The organism is Moraxella sp. CTOTU49097 (genome assembly GCF_032064105.1).
Classification (GTDB): Bacteria; Pseudomonadota; Gammaproteobacteria; order Pseudomonadales; family Moraxellaceae; genus Faucicola; species Faucicola osloensis_B.
Window position 1 is genome coordinate 169,194 of record NZ_DAMBOA010000002.1, and the last position, 17,636, is coordinate 186,829.

Sequence of the window (17,636 nt, forward strand, 5' to 3'; positions counted from 1 at the left end):
AGCCATAAGTAAACCGCTATGAGGAAACAGCCATGATCGGTTACATCTATCGTTTTTTTCAAAGCCGCCCTCGTCTACTGTTAGGGTTTGCCACCATGGTGGTGGTGTATTTTGGGTTATCGACGCTGGTTGGCCTATTGCCCAAAGATTGGACGTTTGCGGTAGCCTACGATAAATTGAAGTTTGTGACGCAATTTTTGCTGGCTTGGAATATCGGAATTTGGGTATATTTATTGGCTATTTTTCGGATGATGTATAAAGCCGATCAACATGCAATTTTGGATAAAGCCCATGCTGAAGACGAAGGCACGGTGTTAATGCTGATTTTGGTTTTTGTCACAGCGATTGTCAGTATGCTAGCGATTGTCGTAGAGTTGGGCACGAGCAAGGACGCCAAAGGTGCTTTGATGCTGTTTCATATCGCGCTCACCGCCATGACGATTTTGACGGCTTGGTTGTTTATTCATACCATGTTTGCTATTCATTACACCCACGAGTATTTCTTGCTTAAAGAAGAAAAAAACACAGAAATGCTAGATTTTCCTAACGATGATGACCCCGCCTACTGGGATTTTTTATATTTTTCCTACATCATTGGCACATCTGGTCAAACAGCGGATGTCGCCTTCAATACCCAGCAAAGTCGGATCATCGGTACCATTCATTGTGTGTTATCATTTTTCTTTAATACCGCAATTTTAGCGTCCTTAATCAATATGTCAGTAGGTCTAATCGGTTAAATAAATCAGCCCAATCAGTATGCTAAATGAGTGGGTTTAATTCAAGTCAATACATCGTCAAAATCGCTTGCTGTATGAGTTATACTATCTTCGCTTGTGGTCCTCGTCTTAACATAAAATGATAGAGCTGTCATATCCCACTACGCCAATATCTCGCTACTTTATAACTAGGAAATTGTATGATCGCACAATATTTGATGGTCGATAACGCCCTGCTCGAGCAACTGCAAAATGCCACTGATACAGCGCGAACCGCGTTACTTGAAAGCATGAGTGAGCAGCCTCAAGCGCAATTGGTAGATTTGGGCAAACTGTGGGACATTATCCATTTTGTGCTAACCAAACACAGTGCCACCGAGCCTGTACCTGATGAGCCTGTCAGCGAGTTTGTGGTGGGTGTGGAAACTTTTAGTGACAGTGAAGATGCCGATTTTATTGCTTTTACCCCGTGGGCACATATTGTTGAAATCGTTGATGTACTAGAACAAATTAACTTTAAAAAACGCTTAGAAAAAGTATCGATGAAGTCACTACGTGAGCAAGCTATTTTTCCACCCAATATTTGGCAAGACAAAAAGGAAAACTTGGATAAAGAATTGCTGGCTTCGTATGATGAGTTATTGGCGTTTTATAATGACGCCTTAGACAATGGCAATAATATTGTGGTGAGTATTTTATAACACCGATATAGTCCGTTTGTTATTTTTTGAACCAAAAAAGCACCTTAAACAAAAAGCACCTTATAAAAGGTGCTTTTTTTATCAATGCGCGGATGAAAATATCATCTAGCTTGACTTGATTAGTTAACTGACTGGTTAGTTAACCGATTGCGGTGCAAGGATAATCATCTCTACACGGCGGTTTGGTTCATAGCTTGAGCCAAATTGTGTTGTCGCACCGCGACCAATAGCGCTGATACGGTTACCAGAGATGCCACGATTGACTAAGTAATTAGCGACTGCTGATGCACGGCGTTGTGATAACGCTTGGTTTCTATTTGCATCACCTTCCACTGAGGCGTAACCATTTACTTGAATGTTAGTTTGGTTATAGTCACGTAGTGTGGTAGCTACTTTGTCTAACGTATTATAGAAGTTAGGTAGAATAGTAGAATCACCAACGCGGAAAGTTATCGCTTCTGGGATAGACAAGTTAATGTTATTAGTCACTGGGTCACGTGTTACCGTCACGCCAGAACCTGCGGTTTCTGCACGAAGTTTAGCTTCTTGTTGCTGCATGTAGTAACCAACACCAGCACCTAGTACACCACCGATTGCCGCATCACGACCGGTTTTTTCACCGCCCGTTGCCTTTGAGACACCCGCACCTGCGGCTGCCCCTAATAGACCACCAATAAGCGCTTTATTGTCGGTAATGCCTGTTGTTGTCGTACCAGTTGGCGTTGTTGCACAACCTGTTAAGATAACACCTGATGCTAAAGTAGCTGCTAATAATTTAGTACGCATGAGTAATCTCCTTTGAATTCCTCTAGTTATAATGGCTTAGTTATAATTGCCACGCACCAACTTGTTGTTTTTATCTCATTTGCCAGATAAACCTGACAACACTCAGTTGCTTTGTGATTGAGCTCATTATGCAATAAACTTTTCCTTTATATGTAATGATTTGTCTTAAGGATGTTGTAGGATGGCATAATTTGTTACAAAATATTTTCAAGTATTCATTATTTATATTATTTATTCTTATATATTAAATGCTTTGTGATTTTGTTGAAAACTATGCTGCATAGTCAACCTATCATCTACAGATTATTCAATAACTTGTTAATTTTTAATAAAAATTTTTGACAATTAACTTTACTGGGATTTATAGCGTAGCATCGTTAAACTCGAAAGATTTGTGCTTGCCAGTGTATAAAAATTTATTAGTGAACATTTTTGACGTTTGCTAAACTAACACTTATTTTTACAATTAACGAAGCCAAATTAATGAAGCCAAGTATTTTTTCTTATGTCTCATTCAAATAAGCTTTTTAAATAAGCTTTTTTTAATAAGCTTTGTGGGAGCCAAATATGACAAATAACAATAAACCATCATTGCTCAAAAACACGTTAAATAAACTGCGTAAAACATCATTACCTTTGGCGCAAAACGCCAGCTTAGCGGTGGCGGCAGGCACCATTACCGGCAATTCAGTGCTGTTTAGTCTACCGCTTTGGGCGATGGGGGCAGTAAAAACATTAACGGGTCATGCATTGGCAGATAAATCCGTGTTAAAAATAGCCAATCACTGGATCAATACCAACAATCGTTTGATTGAAAATATCCTGCCCGATATTGATTTTCGCGTCAACCTGCCTGATGATTTGTCGGTCGATGGCAAATATATTTTGCTGAGTAATCACCAATCTTGGGTCGACACCACTGTCATTCAATATATCAGTGAAAACCGACTGCCATTAACGCGATTTTTTGCCAAATACGAGCTACTGTATATCCCAATTGTGGGGCAAGCGTTTTATTTTTTAGATTTTCCGATGATGAAACGCTACTCGAAAACAGCGATTGCTAGAAATCCAGCGCTAGAAGACCGCGATATCATCGAAGCCAAACGCGCTTGTCAAAACTTACTCGACAAGCCTTTTACCTTACTTAACTTTATCGAAGGCACGCGGTTTACCAAAAAAAAACGTGACTTGCAACAATCGCCGTATCAACATTTGCTAAGACCCAAAGCGGGCGGCATTGCACTTGCATTGGGTGCGTTAGGTGACGATTTAGACGCCGTGCTTGATATGACGATTGTGTATCCTGACGGTATTCCTACCTATCAGGATTTGTGGCAAGGTAATATCAAACGCATCGGGGTGGATATTCAAAAAATTGCATTGCCAGATGATTTGCTACAGCGGCTCATGGATGGCAAATACCAGCAGGATGAACAAACCAAAATAGATATGTACCGTTGGCTTGATGATTTGTGGCAGCAAAAAGATCAACGTATCCAAGCCATGCTCGATGATTTTACCCGTCATCCCTAGCAACACATTATTAGCGACACATGACTAATGACATATCACTAGTGACACTGCTAGTTAAAATCTCAGGTGAGTCATGCAAGGTATGACTTACCTGCCTTGTCCTCACTCACATTTTTTGCGGTATTGACCCCATTTTGAGCACTTTTTTATGCCAACTGCTAATTTAGACCCAAAATCCAGCCCAACGCCAAGCTCGAATATTAGCCAACCGCTCGCTGCTCACCCTGCCAAACCCAGTCGTTGGCAGTTAGCCTACGATACCATCATGATGATTGCCATTGTGTTGGACTTGCTGCTCATGGGGTTTGACGCTTTGATGCTAAGTAGCTTTATGGCAAAAATAGCAAATTGGCTGGGGTTTTTTGACAGCATCGTCAGTTATCAGCAAGGATGGCACGAGCCGCTCAAAATCGCAGGGGGTCTATTTACTATCTTTTTGATAGCCGAGCTTTTGGTTCGCTGGTTGATTGCCATCGCCCAAAAACGCTATTACCGCTGGTTTTTCTTTCCATTCGTGCATTGGTATGAAGTGTTGGGCTGTGCACCGCAGCTGCGCGCATTACGACTGCTGCGCGTTGGCGTGATTGGTTATCGTCTGCATGAACTGGACTACAAAGTTTTGCCCGCCAGTTGGCTTGCCACGATCAAATTTTATTATCAAATGATTATGGAAGAGATTTCTGATCGGGTGATTTTAACCGCGATTGACAATATCCGCACCGAAATAAGCAACACCGATGGGCATTTGGTCAAAAACATCATCGACAAGCATCGGGATGACATACAAAAAGTCATTGTCGAAGTGCTGCAGCAAGAGGCCACACCGTTATTACAATCCACGCCCGCCCACCCTGCCATCTTTGCCAAACCATTGGCAGAACAAGTGGGCATCGCCATTCAGCAAGCGCTAACCGATACGCCCGAGCTGCACCGCATATTACGATTGATACCGATTGCAGGTAGTCTGATAGAAAACCAAATGCACAGCATCGGGCAACACATTGGGGAGAATCTAACCTTAAGCTTGACCACCAACCTTACCAAACCGCAAACGCTCACGCTGATGTATGAAGAAATCGCCAAAAGCTTGGTACAAATTGATGTCACTAGCCCTGCGCTAGAAAAATTAATTAGCGATATTATTGATGATAGTTTGACGTCACTTGCCAACCAAGTTCGCATTCAACAATGGAAGCACCAAATACGCTGATTGCATCCACCAATTTGGCTGACCGATAGCCGCTATTCAACGCTTTTTTTATCGCCCTATTACGGCTTTGGTTGCCAAACAATAAATAGCGCGGTGAATGGTTGTTGTTTTAAATAATACTTGTTAATATGCGGTATGAATCGATTTTGATGTATAAAAAGTTATTATAAAAGGTTTTTCATGACACAGCCCGCTGCCCTTGACTTGACCCAAGATAGTTCATCACAAAACTTACAAAGCCTTAACGTATCCGAGCAGGATTCACCGCAAAGTCAGCAGCCAGCCAACCCATTACCCACCGACTCTGTAGCCACTAGCGTGAAAATTACGGGCAGACTACTGAACTTTACCCGCCTAAATATTGAAGGCAATGATATCAAAGTAATTTTGACAAAGATTGCACAAAAGCTAGGCTGTCAACGCCAGTCCAACTTACCGGTGATTGTCAGTTGTCAACAGCCATTAAATTTAGCCCAGCTTTGGGGCGGTTTATGGGTGCTAGGGTTACAGCCGATTGGGTTAGTCACAGGCGCCAATGACACCCAAGCCAATGAGCTTCGCATTGCCATTTTTCCAGCGGATGGGCAGCGCATTGACGGCAAAGCACCAAAAAATGTGGCGACGGGCAGTGAGCGCAAGCCAGATAGCACAGCAACTACCCCATCCTCTCAAAACATTGCGCAATCCCCTACCCAATCACCCGCATCCGACAGTCAAGCGACTCAGCGACAAAGCCAAACCGCCAGTGATATCGTAACCAATAAAACCGCAAGCAATGAGACCACAAGTAATGATACTGGAGCTGCACCTGAAAAATTTGTCGCCTCACCGCATCACCAATCGCAGCTTGAAGGCGATTTGGTGCATAATCAAATGTTGCGCTCAGGTCAAAGTATCAACCACGTTGGTGGCGACGTGATTTTGACCAAAGGCATTAATGCCGGCGCGGAAGCGATTACCGATTATAGCCTACACGTGTATGGCAAAGCCGAAGGGCGATTGGTGGCAGGGGCGACGGGCGATACCAATGCCAAAATATTCTGTTTGCGTTTTAACCCCTCACTGGTGTCAGTTGCGGGGACTTATTGCCTAAAAGAAAATATTCCTACTGAGTATTTGGATAAAGCGGTACAAGTCAGCTACTTGGATGGACAAGGCTTGGTGTTTGAGTTGATGGAATAACAATCACCTAAACAACCACTTATACCATAATCTATGCAAAAATCGTCAATCTGTCGATTAACTTCGAAAAGTTTTTTATGCTAAACTAGTCCAATTAACCAAATTTAGGCTAACTAAAATTTAAGTCTTAATTTTTAACGATTTACGTTAATTTATATCCGTATTTTTCAAACCAGTTTAGCGTGAATGTGTGTATGGCTTGAATGATTCAATACTGCCTCACTGACACCGTGCTATGAATAGGAGTATGCCAAAGTGGCAAAAATCGTTGTTGTAACTTCAGGAAAAGGCGGGGTAGGTAAAACCACCACCAGTGCCTCTTTCGCTACGGGTCTCGCCGTTCGCGGCTTTAAAACTGTGGTGATTGACTTTGACGTGGGTCTTAGAAACCTTGACCTCATTATGGGCTGTGAAAACCGCATCGTGTATGACTTTGTTGATGTTATCTCAGGGAACGCGCGCCTGTCACAAGCGTTGGTAAAAGACAAACAACTCAATAACTTGTTTATCTTACCTGCCAGCCAAACGCGCGACAAAGACGCCTTGACAGATGAAGGAGTCGCCGAAGTCATTAATGAGTTAGCCAAACAATTTGACTACATCGTGTGTGACTCGCCCGCCGGTATCGAGCGCGGTGCCCAGCTTGCTATGTACCATGCCGATGAAGCCATCATCGTGACCAACCCAGAAATCTCATCGGTGCGTGACTCAGACCGTATCATTGGTATTTTGCAAAGCCGTACCAAAAAAGTTGAAGAAGGTACAGGCGTGGTACGTGAGCACTTGGTCATCAACCGCTATAACGCTGAGCGTGCTGAGCGCGGTGAAATGATGGACATCAACAGCATCTCTAATGACATCCTAAAAGTGCCGCTACTTGGCGTGATTCCTGAAAGCAATAGCGTACTTGAGGCATCAAACCAAGGTGTACCTGTGGTGCTGGATCAAAATTCAAAAGCCGGTCAAACTTATGATGACATGGTCGCTCGTTTCTTGGGGGAAGAACGTCCCTATCGCCATATTGAGGTGAAGAAGAAAAGCTTCCTACAACGCTGGTTTGGAGGTTAGGCTATGGGATTTTGGAGTAATTTATTTGGCGGTGAGCAAAAGTCAAACAGTGCCAATACTGCCGCAGAGCGCCTAAAGGTCATCGTTGCCAGCGAAAACCGCTTGCACAATCGGTTAACCCCAGAGCGTATCGAAAAAATGAAACGTGAGATTTTGGCAGTGGTCAATACCTACGTGTCAGGTGTCAACATTGATGACGTCAATATTCAACATCACAATGAAGCGAACATGGAAGTGTTGGAGATGAATATCAGCTTGCCTGATAGTACACGCTAATAATTCATATTGCGCTTAATCTAGATTGTTTTTGATCTAGGTTGTATTTAAAAAATTGTGACTAAAAAGCCCATGATGACATGGGCTTTTTTATACTATCGGCTAACTTAGCGCATACGGCGAATTAAATGGTCTTTTTGGATAAATTGGTGATACAGCGCGCCAATGATATGCAAGGCCGTAAACACCAGCAGCAATGTCCACAACAGATTTTTATGAATTTTTTCTAACGTGCCTGACAAATTACTGTTTTCACTGACAAAGGCTGGGATATCAAATAGCCCAAACATACTCACCCCTTCCCCATCAAACATGACAGAAAACCAGCCCGCCAAAGGCATGGCAAGTAAAATCAAGTACAGTACTAAATGGGTTAAATGCGATAGTTTATTTTGCCATTTTGGCATCGGCACATCGGCGGGGGCTTTGGTGACAAAACGGTTGATAATACGACCTACTGTCCAAAATAACACACTGAGTCCAAACGCTTTATGCAAATCAAAATAGGTAAAGTCAGTCGCATCTTCATTCAGCTCAATCATTGCCCAAGTCGCAATCAACAATACCACGCTAATCCAATGGAAAATACGTGACGACAGCGACCATTTGTTGATACCGTGTGGGGCAATCGGTTGCGGCGCTTCATTTGCAGGAAATAATGCCATAATGGATTTTACCTTATCATGATTTGTTTTGGGTTATTCTAGCAATGTTTGGGCAAAATAAAAGTAACAGACTGTTGGCAAAATAGCACAAAAGCGGACTGCGTCTAACTATCTAAATCTACCAAGAAATGCGAGAGCTTGTCCAAATCTGGCACCACACACAATTCACCTGCCAACATGACTGGCTGAAAAATATAGGCGTGCTGTAGGCTGTAATCTGCCAAATTCGGTGCGCGTGAGCTCTCGACGAGCTCATCATTTGGCGCGTTTAAGGCGGTTAATAAGTCAGGGTAGTTAGTCGCTAATTCAGCTTGGTAAGTGGCGTCATCAGCATCTTTGAGATCAGCAATACGCACAGAATGAAAAGTCACTTCCCCGTGAATTTGCAAGGCAATACGATGGATATCAGTGACGCTTTCTAACACCACTAAGTGGGTGGGCTGCTCATCTTTTGGCAACAAGTGATACACTGAAACTTCTTGACCGCGCCAAAGATAATTCCAAATGCGCTCATCATAGTTATCAATACTCAAAATTAAGGCTTGCGGCACAATCCAGTCAGGCGAACTGCTAGAAGGAATTCGAGCAATGGTTAATTGACCTGTGGTGATACTTAGGACGCCTACATCTTCATCTTGCTTAAAGTAACGGTTTAACTCGTTTGCCATGGCTTGCTCATTTTAGTGATTAATAAGAAATTTAGGGGTCGCTGCTAGCCTACCGTCTTAGCCACACAAGGCAATTAGCTGCTCAGCTAACTGCTTAGGGGTACCAACAAAAGTAACTTGATTGCTTTCAATCATGCTTTGTGGCTGGCTGGCGCAGGTGCTGCTGTCAGGGGTTTGTGCCCAAATAATACTGCCATTTTTTTTGACCGTCGCTGCCGCATCACTACCATCATCGCCCATACCCGAGAACACGATAGTGATTAAGTTGTTGCCAAACGCTTCGCTGCAATTACGCATGACCTCACTGATTGGGGGTTTGTAACTGCCTTGCCAAGGTTTGCGCTGCAAAATTACCCGTCCATTGGAATCACACACCACGCTGTGGTCAATCGGTAAAATCAAACAACGCCCTGACAATAATTTTTGGGTATTGGTCACTATGTCACAGCGCCACTCGTTGTGACGATTTAAAATTCTTGGCAAGGTGTTTAGCATATTTTGGTTGAAGTGCTGCGCTAGTAACAGTGATACTGGCAAATCTTCGGGTAAATTATCTAAAAATTCCTTAATGGCGAGCGGTCCGCCCATCGATGCCGCGAGCAATACCACATATTTCCACAGTTTGATTTCACCCTTGGCAGCCTCATAGTGCGCTAGCAAATCGCTACGTTCTAGCATTATGGCGATTTTTCGCTTCAGTTGGCGTTGCCATTTGGCATATGACAGACTTTCATTGATATAAGGCGCCGTGACAAAGCCCAGTAATACAATCTTAGTCAAATTGACATTCAGTTGTTTTTCAACATTTTGAATAACGGCGTAATCATCTTGGGTATCGACTAGCCACACATCCACTTTTTGCTGAAAATGTTTTTCGGTCAGCTGTGACGCTGCCAAGCATTCCACAATTTCAAATCCCCATGAACGAATGGTATCACTAAAGGCGAGCCGTTGCTGATTTTCCTCAGCAACGATAAAAAATCGCAGCGGCGGTGAGTGCTTTGACAGCATGAATGATTGTATCCTTTACATGGTCAGCTTAGTCAGTTTTTGCTTGTTGGGTAAAGCGCGCTAACGTATCTAACAGCATTTGTTCTTGGAATGGTTTACCCATGTATTCATTTACCCCGATACCAAATGCGCGTTCACGGTGTTTTTCACCGGTACGCGATGTAATCATAACAATAGGGATATGCTGGAGTCGTGGGTTATGGCGAATATGGTTGGCGACTTCAAAGCCGTCCATACGTGGCATCTCAATATCCAATACAATGACTTCCGGTAGCATTTCTTGCAGTTTTTCTAGCGCATCAATACCATCCGTTGCCACTTGCGCCTCATAGCCGTTACGTTCCAGTAGGCGCGAGGTGACTTTACGCACGGTTACTGAGTCATCTACAATCAGTACCACGGGTTTGTGCGCTTGTTTGACCGACTTATTGGCTTTTTGCTGCTCGACTTTGGCGATATTGCTGACATTACGCATCAATGCCACCAAGTCAAGAATGAGCATGACCGAACCATCACCCATGATGGTAGCAGCTGAAATTCCGTCGATATGTGAGAGCTGACGACCAAGCGGTTTGACGACCACTTCAATACGAGAGCCTGCAATCATATCCACTTGCAGCGCCATGCGCTGACCTAAGTCAGTACGAATAATAATCACTGGTACACTGCTTGACTGGTGCGCTAGTGCATCCACCGGGTCGCTACCGTACAAAATCTGATTGAGATAGCGCAGACGATAGGCTTGTCCATCGATATTGATGCTATCGGCATTCGTGGTATAAAAATTAGCAATCGCATCGATATTGACCCGCATCACACGTTCAATTTGCACCAATGGTACAGCAAAGTATTTATCCCCTGCCCTAACCATCAAGGCATCAGACACCGCAACTGTCAATGGTAAACGCATAGTAAAGCGTGAGCCTCTGCCACTTTCAGAATCGACAGTGACTACACCACCTAGCTGTTTGACCTCACTTTGTACCACATCCATACCGACACCACGGCCTGAGATTTGTGATACAGATTTGGCGGTGGACAGACCCGCGTTAAAGATATATTGCATGATATCAAGTGTTTTTAGACTGCTATCTTTGGCAGAAATCAAGCCTTGCTCAATCGCTTTTTGGCGTACCGCATTCACATTAATACCGCGCCCATCATCGATTAAGCTGATAACGATTTCACCACCTTCACGCAGCACTTCAAGCGTGATTAAGCCTGTTCTTGATTTACCACTTTCAATACGTTCTTGCGATTTTTCGATACCATGGTCAACGGCGTTACGTAGCATATGCTCAAGCGGTGAGGTAATACGCTCAAGGATATTACGGTCAATTTCACCTTCATCGTTTAGGATTCGCAGTTCAACAGACTTGCCAAGCTCGGTGGCTGTTTGACGGACGACCCGTTGCAGACGTGGCGTGATACGCGAGAATGGCACAGTACGTGAGTCCATCAACCCTTCTTGCAAATCGGACTGGGTGCGTGATAATTGCAGTAGCAAGTTTTCGGTTTCACGGGTTTTATCCAGCATGGTGGTTTTGATGTCTAACAAGTCCGATGCCGATTCCGAGAGCGATTTTGACAGTTGGCTGAGCGCTGAATATTGGTCCATCTCTAACGGGTCAAAGTCATTTTCTAACGCATGCTCATCACCAATTTGTGACAAAATTTGAATCTCAAGCTCAGTTTCCATACGGCGTAGCTGATCTGCCAGACGCTGTACGGTTGCGCCCATCTCTTCGATATTGTTCGATAGACTCGATATACCCATCTCGATTCGTGAGCGGTTAATCGCGGACTCACCTGATAGGTTAATCATGCGCTCCATGGTACTTGCAGCAATCCTAAGCGTCTCAGCATTAAGGCTCGATTGATCTTGCTCAGATTCAAAGTTACCCGTCATCAGCGGCATGACGCTTAGGTCGCGCTGTTTGACTTCTAACGTGTCTTGTCCCAGACTACTGCGATAGATATCAATTTGCTCAATTTGGCTGGCTAAGTTAACATTGGGGATTTCTTTTAAGTTATCAGGTTTTCGCGAGAATTGTTGCAGCGCTGCAACCAACGCCACCGGCGTTTGTGGGTTAAATTTATTTTCTAATACATAAATCGCACTTGCTAACCAGTCATGACACACCGCCAATAGGTTACCAATCATCCGAGTCGCAGGTTTGCGGCGGCTGCCTAGCTCTTCGTAGATGGTTTCCATTTCGTGCGCTAATGTAGCAATCCCTTCTGCACCGACCATTCTTGCGCCACCTTTTATGGTGTGCAATTCACGTTGCAAGGCTTGTAATGCTGCAAGATCACTGTTATTACTACGGAACTCTTGTAAATGCTGGCTGCTGCTATCAATCAGCTCTTTGGCTTCTTCAAGATACACTTTTAAGATATCTTCGTCAGGCTCTTGACCTTTCCAAGTCTCTAAACGACGCTGTTCAAAGTTATTAATAATTTCTTCGATGTAGAGTGGATCATTTTTCGCAAGCGCGCTATCACCCTCTTTGGCAAGTTGTTTTTGCTCTATCGACTCTTCAGGATTGGCTTCAACAATCAGTGGCACCGCAAATACCAAGTCTCGACTTTGTACTGTGCCGGCGATGACCTCATCGATTTGCTGGGCAAAATCTGTGGCTTCAAAAGAGCGACTAAATTGTCGAACTTGCTTGAGCTGTGAGGCAATGGTTTCATGCAGCTTTTGCAGCAATGAAGCAGTATCGGTATCACTAGGTAAAATACCTTTGTCAATGGCGTCATACACTTGCTCACCACGTAGCGCCATCTCGACGATACTCGATACCCCGATTAGCTCTGCACCCCCTTTTAAGATGTGCATATAATTAGCGAGTTCTTTGACAACCGCTAAATTGCTAAGGTTATTGAGCCATTGGTTGTAGTAATTTTGCACATCGGGCTGAATGGTTTGCACTTCATCCAAGAAAATCTGCAATAGTTCATCGTCGGTAGCAACTGGTTGGTACTCGATAGCATCCATTTCAGCTTGGTACTGACTTTTTGCCAATAATTTTCTTAAGCTTTCAATCGCCTCTTCATTGATATTGACGCGCAGTCCTGCTGCAATGGCGTCAAACATATTGATGAGCTGATTGTGTAAGCTCATTAAGCCATCATAAATGTCTTCGTTTTGTGCAAATTGCGGATAATCAGCGAGTTTTTTATAGGCAAACTGTAAGGTACTTGGAATGATAAAATAGCTTAAACCGTCAGTCGCTTGTGCAAGCCTTGACGCTTGCTGTTCAAGCTGCTGGGCATAGGCAATAACTTGTTCACTCTCACCAGCAAACTTAGCCTGTGCTTGCTGATCGGCATCGAGTAAGTCATCAATCCCAAGCGCTATCAAGTCTTTGACCGTCAGTTTTGTGCTTTCATAAGATTCGGCATTGGCATCTGTTAGCCGTTCAATCAAGTCGGCAACAATGTCAGTGTTATCTTCCACCACCGTCACATCATGATGGATTTTATGCTCATCAATGTAGGTTTGCAGTAGATCTTTGGCCTCTTGCAAGGTCAATAACTGGCTAGCAGTAAGCGGCATTTCATTATGTAATAAGTCGCCCAGTGCTTCTTCTACCGCCGCGCTTAAGCGATAAACATTGTTGAGTTCAATCAGCGCAGCGCCACCACGCAAGGTATGGAATGCACGTAATATGGCATCAGGCACATGCGTTGCAGGTTCACCCAAATGGTGGGTGATAAAGTTATCAATATCGACCAATAACTCGTCTGCTTCTTCAATAAATACGTCATCAGCGACATCCATTTCACTACTGATGTCACTAACATTCTGTGGCGCTTGAGTTTGGGCGTTAGCGTGACCAGACGAAAGCGCCGCATCTGTGTGTGGCGCACTTGGCGAAGCTGCTACTTGTCCCCCAAAGACGGATAAGGCTTGATGGTAGCTAAAGCTGTCGCCATGTTTTTTGGCATAGCTATTAGCAACGGCTTGCCATAATTGAATCACGGCGGGATAGTCTGTACGATTTTGGGCAAAAATCGTGATGAGCCCAGCAAATGCGTCAATGACATCACTAACTAGACGTAAAACCCCCTCATCAACCGCTATGGTATGATCAAGCACGCGATTGAGCATGTTTTCAATCGACCAAGCAAGCTCCCCTAGCTGATTGGCGCCAACCATGCGACCTGAGCCTTTTAAAGTATGAAAACCTCGGCGAATTTCTTTTAAGGTATCAAAATCATTGGGCTTAGCTTGCCAAGCTTGGTTAAGCGGTGCAATTGTCTCAATCACTTCATTGGCTTCTTCGATATAAATTTCTTGAATATCGGGATCGCTGACCGCATCTGTGACCGTCGTTAGCTGCTCATATTCGCGAGCCACCACCTCAGGTAAGGCATGAATATCCCCTGTGGTTGATGGCGCAGTGTCGCTGGCAACTTCATTGCCTTGAGCCATATTAATATTATTACTGTCTTCAGCTAGATTAGTACTGACTGGTACAAGGCTATCTAAGCCATTGGTTTCTGGCAGACCTGTATTAATCGGCTGCTGCTGTAATAGATTAGTCGCTTGCAATACGGTAACCGCAGGGTCAATACTTGGCGCCCGCTGCTGCTGAAAATCTTCAACCAGTGTCGGCAGTTTACGATGAGTATCTTTGATAAAGCCAACTAACGCATCACTAACCGCTAAAGTGCCATCTAGCACACGGTTGAGCATGTTTTCTACTGCCCAACACATCTCACCAATTTGATGAGCGCCGACCATACGACCTGAGCCTTTTAAAGTATGAAAACCTCGGCGGATATCTTTGAGCGCCACTAATTCATGGGTATCCACTTCCCATACAGGAATTTGCTCACCCAACTCAGCGAGGACTTCTTGCGCTTCTTCAATGAAAATATCTCGGATATCTTCATCCATACTATAGTCATCATCTTTGAGGGCTTGCCTCGCCGCCGCCAGCGCTTGCGATTCTTGCACGCCAGTCGTTTGCATCATAGGCGTTTGCGCGGCAGGTATTAGCGTGATAGTCGCTTCTGCAGCAGTAGCTAGCACTTGTGCTGGTAATTCAATATCACTAGCAATACGTTCGCCTTCATCATCGTAAATCACCGTATCTCTGCTAAAGTGCTTGGTGGGTGCTATCACTTCAGCGGCGGTTAATGGCGTTTCGATTAAACGATTAAGCAATAAGTTGGCGCGGTTAAGCTGAGTTTGGGTTTCATCCAAAAATTCTTCATTGACAGACTGATTGGATAAATAATCCAAAAATAGCTCAAAGCGGGCAATCATGTCGGCGATGGCATCACTGGCTTCCCAGCTTAAGACGTGTACCGAATTTTTATGGATACGGCTAAATAATAAGCGAATTTGTTCGACCAATTCTTTGGGACGTGTTAAGCCTAATGCCCCAAAAACTTGAATGGTGGCAATCAATTCTTCATTGACTGTTAACTTATTTAAATCACGGGTTTGGATATATTGATTAAACGACCGCTTGATATTTTCAACATGCACGCGCGTTTGCCGCACCGCTTCATTTTGCGGATTGCTGGCATAGGCAAAATGCTGTAAGCCAATTTGGCTATCAAGGGTTTCAACCGTTGACAGCAACTGGCTATAAAAATCTTGCAGCTGGCGTTCTACCTGCCAGCTGAGTGATGACGCCATAAAGGTATCTTGCGTCATCAAGCGCACGTCATCGATAATTTGCGCCATTTGGTTTTCATAAAATACCCAACCGCGATTTGCCAAACTATTTTTGACCGATTCAAGCATCGGCAAAATGGTGAGCGGCTCATGCACTTGATAAATAATTTTTTCAAGTTTTTCTAATACTTGACTAAATAGATTATCAAGCGTATCACTACTATTGATATCCAAGCTTGATAGTAGGGCTTTAGCGTCATGCGATTTGTAGGTTAACGCATTGAGCGCCAATAACACATCAACTGCTAAACGAGATGCCGTAATATCAGGGGTGAGAGTCAAATCATGCGTCAGCACCAATGACAGACTGTTTAATAGCGAAGCATAAGCGGTTGGCGCAGGCTGCTCATTGAGGGTTAAATTATTGCACCACACTGCGACCAACTGCCAAAATTGACGCCAAGCAGGATTGATGGCAGCCTGGGATAAATAGCCAGCAACCTTGGTCAGCCCATCTAAATGTTTACTGTCGTTGGTCGCGTTTTGTAGTAGTTGCAAACTGGTATAACGCCAGACTTTGAGTAACTCAGCGGCTTGGGCACTGTCCCATGGGTGTTTGATGTCTGGCGTGGGTAATTGGCTTAAAAATAATAAAGTATTGTCTGCAGCAGGTTGGATGGGCTCATAAGATGACGCTATGCCAAGCAATTGCTCAAAATAAGCGATTCGGTCATTAACCCAGTCAGTATGAATCTGCTGTTTAGCTTGTACTTGTTCAATATCAAATTGCAGCAATCTCACCGCATGGCTGATTTGACTAAAATACTGCGGGGATAAAGTCTCTTGCTGAATGGCGATAGTGGTTTTATCAAGCGTTTTTGCCAGTTTTGATAAGGCTGGCTGATTGGCAAGCGCGAGTGCACCGGTGATTTGGTGCAAATGTTGACCGATTAACTGCCACGCTGGCTGCGCGTCATGTCGTTGTAGCAACTGGTTAAGTTCACCAAATACGTCTTTTAAAACCGGCATCAACCAGTCTAAGGCGATCAAATCACGTTGTTTACTCATACCATATTCCTAGGACAACGACTGTCAAAAACGATGACGATTTTTCTCGATTTTAAGTTAGCTGTAACGCAGTCGTTTATTAATTTCTTATATCACTTAAAATAACTTACCAACTGTCTGGCGTCAACTCAGGTTGATAGCTTTTATAAACTTCAATATTGACTTCACTCATTAGCGCTCAATATTTGCCACTGCTTTGAGCCAATCCGGAGCAACCGTTTTGCAATAGCCATTGATTGTCGGTACGGCAATTTGCTGTAAATCTGGATCACTAAACACCAGACTTTCACCTGAGCCTAATAACAAAACACCATCATCCGCCAAATAACGGGCTAAATAACGCACGATGTCACGCTGCTCAAATTGCCGAAAATAAATTAACACATTGTTGCAGACAATCAGTTGGCATTGACCTGCCTCTAAAGGAATCGATTGCTGAGCATCTACCAAATTTTTGCTAAAAAACTGCAATTGCGATTTTATTTTAGGGATTAGCGCAAATTTATCCCTGCCAACGTCTTTAAGGTAGTGATGATACACAGCAGGAATAAACGGTTTTTGCGCATTGTCATACTCGCCAAGGGTCGCATCAATCAATGATTGCTGGTGAAAATCTGAACCAAACACCTGATAAACTTGCATCCCATCCAAGGCATTTTCTAGACATAACGCAATCGTGACTGCTTCCTGCCCTGTCGAACACCCCACACTCCACGCTGTGAAACTACGTTCTTGGTTTTGAGGCTGCACATGCCATGCGTTGGCAACTGCTTCAGCAAACGCAAAAGTGGGTAAATGCCGAAAAAACTGGGTTCTAGGAATCAATATATCATCGATTAGCTGATGATAGATAGTAGCATCCTGCACAATTGTCTGTAATAACGCCGTACTGTCAAGCGCATTGCGCCGCATATGCCGCTCAATGATACCTTTTACCCAGTTGTTCTGAGACTTAGGTAGGATAAAACCCACTTGGTGTTCAACATAGTTGAGCCACAGTGACAATGCTTGCTCAGATAGATAGTATTGTTGCATAAACGTTATTTAGTCTTACCTCTACCCTAGTTGTTATCGGTGAATAACTTATTATCGGTACGTGACTTGGCAT

The 17,636-nt window shown here is 43.9% G+C and carries 13 protein-coding genes; 7 read left to right on the forward strand and 6 right to left on the reverse strand.

Going from position 1 to position 17,636, the window contains the following annotated elements:
- The first annotated feature begins 32 nt into the window (after positions 1-32).
- Complete coding sequence (locus RT064_RS02355) at positions 33-740, forward strand: DUF1345 domain-containing protein (protein ID WP_313061008.1); 708 nt, start codon at positions 33-35, stop codon at positions 738-740.
- Positions 741-919: 179 nt separating this feature from the next.
- Entirely contained in the window at positions 920-1,420 is a 501-nt protein-coding gene (locus RT064_RS02360; RefSeq protein WP_219300435.1) for a YfbM family protein, read from the forward strand.
- Between the two features lie 135 nt (positions 1,421-1,555).
- Here RT064_RS02360 and RT064_RS02365 read toward each other — a convergent pair whose 3' ends face one another.
- Positions 1,556-2,206 (reverse strand): OmpA family protein, encoded by a 651-nt coding sequence (locus tag RT064_RS02365; RefSeq protein WP_007115417.1) that lies wholly within the window; start codon positions 2,204-2,206, stop codon positions 1,556-1,558.
- A gap of 567 nt (positions 2,207-2,773) precedes the next feature.
- Here RT064_RS02365 and RT064_RS02370 point away from each other — a divergent pair.
- The 5 genes from RT064_RS02370 to minE all read left to right on the forward strand — a co-directional run bounded on the left by RT064_RS02370 (position 2,774) and on the right by minE (position 7,478).
- A complete protein-coding gene (locus RT064_RS02370) occupies positions 2,774-3,742 on the forward strand; it encodes an acyltransferase (RefSeq protein WP_313061011.1) in 969 nt (322 codons plus the stop codon).
- A gap of 148 nt (positions 3,743-3,890) precedes the next feature.
- Positions 3,891-4,952, forward strand: a complete 1,062-nt coding sequence (locus tag RT064_RS02375; protein ID WP_313061013.1) for a hypothetical protein — start codon at positions 3,891-3,893, stop codon at positions 4,950-4,952.
- Between the two features lie 180 nt (positions 4,953-5,132).
- Positions 5,133-6,134, forward strand: coding sequence for a septum site-determining protein MinC (gene minC, locus RT064_RS02380; protein WP_313061016.1), 1,002 nt, complete (start codon positions 5,133-5,135; stop codon positions 6,132-6,134).
- Between the two features lie 255 nt (positions 6,135-6,389).
- Positions 6,390-7,202: a septum site-determining protein MinD gene (gene minD, locus RT064_RS02385; RefSeq protein WP_062332529.1), complete on the forward strand. Its 813-nt coding sequence runs from the start codon at positions 6,390-6,392 to the stop codon at positions 7,200-7,202.
- Between the two features lie 3 nt (positions 7,203-7,205).
- Entirely contained in the window at positions 7,206-7,478 is a 273-nt protein-coding gene (gene minE, locus RT064_RS02390) for a cell division topological specificity factor MinE (protein ID WP_313061018.1), read from the forward strand.
- Positions 7,479-7,585: 107 nt separating this feature from the next.
- On the opposite strand, the gene RT064_RS02395 is transcribed toward minE, so the two are convergent.
- The 5 genes from RT064_RS02395 to RT064_RS02415 all read right to left on the reverse strand — a co-directional run bounded on the left by RT064_RS02395 (position 7,586) and on the right by RT064_RS02415 (position 17,563).
- Positions 7,586-8,143: a cytochrome b gene (locus RT064_RS02395; RefSeq protein ID WP_313061020.1), complete on the reverse strand. Its 558-nt coding sequence runs from the start codon at positions 8,141-8,143 to the stop codon at positions 7,586-7,588.
- Positions 8,144-8,247: 104 nt separating this feature from the next.
- Positions 8,248-8,811 carry a hypothetical protein gene (locus RT064_RS02400; RefSeq protein WP_313061023.1) on the reverse strand — a complete coding sequence of 188 codons (564 nt, stop codon included), beginning with the start codon at positions 8,809-8,811 and terminating at the stop codon, positions 8,248-8,250.
- A gap of 57 nt (positions 8,812-8,868) precedes the next feature.
- Positions 8,869-9,822: a chemotaxis protein CheB gene (locus tag RT064_RS02405; protein WP_313061024.1), complete on the reverse strand. Its 954-nt coding sequence runs from the start codon at positions 9,820-9,822 to the stop codon at positions 8,869-8,871.
- 28 nt (positions 9,823-9,850) lie between these two features.
- Positions 9,851-16,528 (reverse strand): Hpt domain-containing protein, encoded by a 6,678-nt coding sequence (locus RT064_RS02410; protein WP_313061027.1) that lies wholly within the window; start codon positions 16,526-16,528, stop codon positions 9,851-9,853.
- A 171-nt stretch (positions 16,529-16,699) separates the two neighbouring features.
- On the reverse strand, positions 16,700-17,563 hold the full coding sequence (locus RT064_RS02415) for a CheR family methyltransferase (RefSeq protein ID WP_313061028.1): 864 nt from the start codon (positions 17,561-17,563) through the stop codon (positions 16,700-16,702).
- Positions 17,564-17,636: the final 73 nt, after the last annotated feature.

Bases quoted from the DNA above. Each gene is read 5' to 3' on its own strand.
- RT064_RS02355 (WP_313061008.1), top strand. From the start codon at position 33: ATGATCGGTTACATCTATCGTTTTTTTCAAAGCCGCCCTCGTCTACTG.
- RT064_RS02415 (WP_313061028.1), bottom strand. From the start codon at position 17,563: ATGCAACAATACTATCTATCTGAGCAAGCATTGTCACTGTGGCTCAAC.
- minE (WP_313061018.1), top strand. From the start codon at position 7,206: ATGGGATTTTGGAGTAATTTATTTGGCGGTGAGCAAAAGTCAAACAGT.
- RT064_RS02365 (WP_007115417.1), bottom strand. From the start codon at position 2,206: ATGCGTACTAAATTATTAGCAGCTACTTTAGCATCAGGTGTTATCTTA.
- RT064_RS02405 (WP_313061024.1), bottom strand. From the start codon at position 9,822: ATGCTGTCAAAGCACTCACCGCCGCTGCGATTTTTTATCGTTGCTGAG.
- RT064_RS02370 (WP_313061011.1), top strand. From the start codon at position 2,774: ATGACAAATAACAATAAACCATCATTGCTCAAAAACACGTTAAATAAA.
- minC (WP_313061016.1), top strand. From the start codon at position 5,133: ATGACACAGCCCGCTGCCCTTGACTTGACCCAAGATAGTTCATCACAA.
- RT064_RS02395 (WP_313061020.1), bottom strand. From the start codon at position 8,143: ATGGCATTATTTCCTGCAAATGAAGCGCCGCAACCGATTGCCCCACAC.
- RT064_RS02400 (WP_313061023.1), bottom strand. From the start codon at position 8,811: ATGGCAAACGAGTTAAACCGTTACTTTAAGCAAGATGAAGATGTAGGC.
- RT064_RS02360 (WP_219300435.1), top strand. From the start codon at position 920: ATGATCGCACAATATTTGATGGTCGATAACGCCCTGCTCGAGCAACTG.
- RT064_RS02375 (WP_313061013.1), top strand. From the start codon at position 3,891: ATGCCAACTGCTAATTTAGACCCAAAATCCAGCCCAACGCCAAGCTCG.
- RT064_RS02410 (WP_313061027.1), bottom strand. From the start codon at position 16,528: ATGAGTAAACAACGTGATTTGATCGCCTTAGACTGGTTGATGCCGGTT.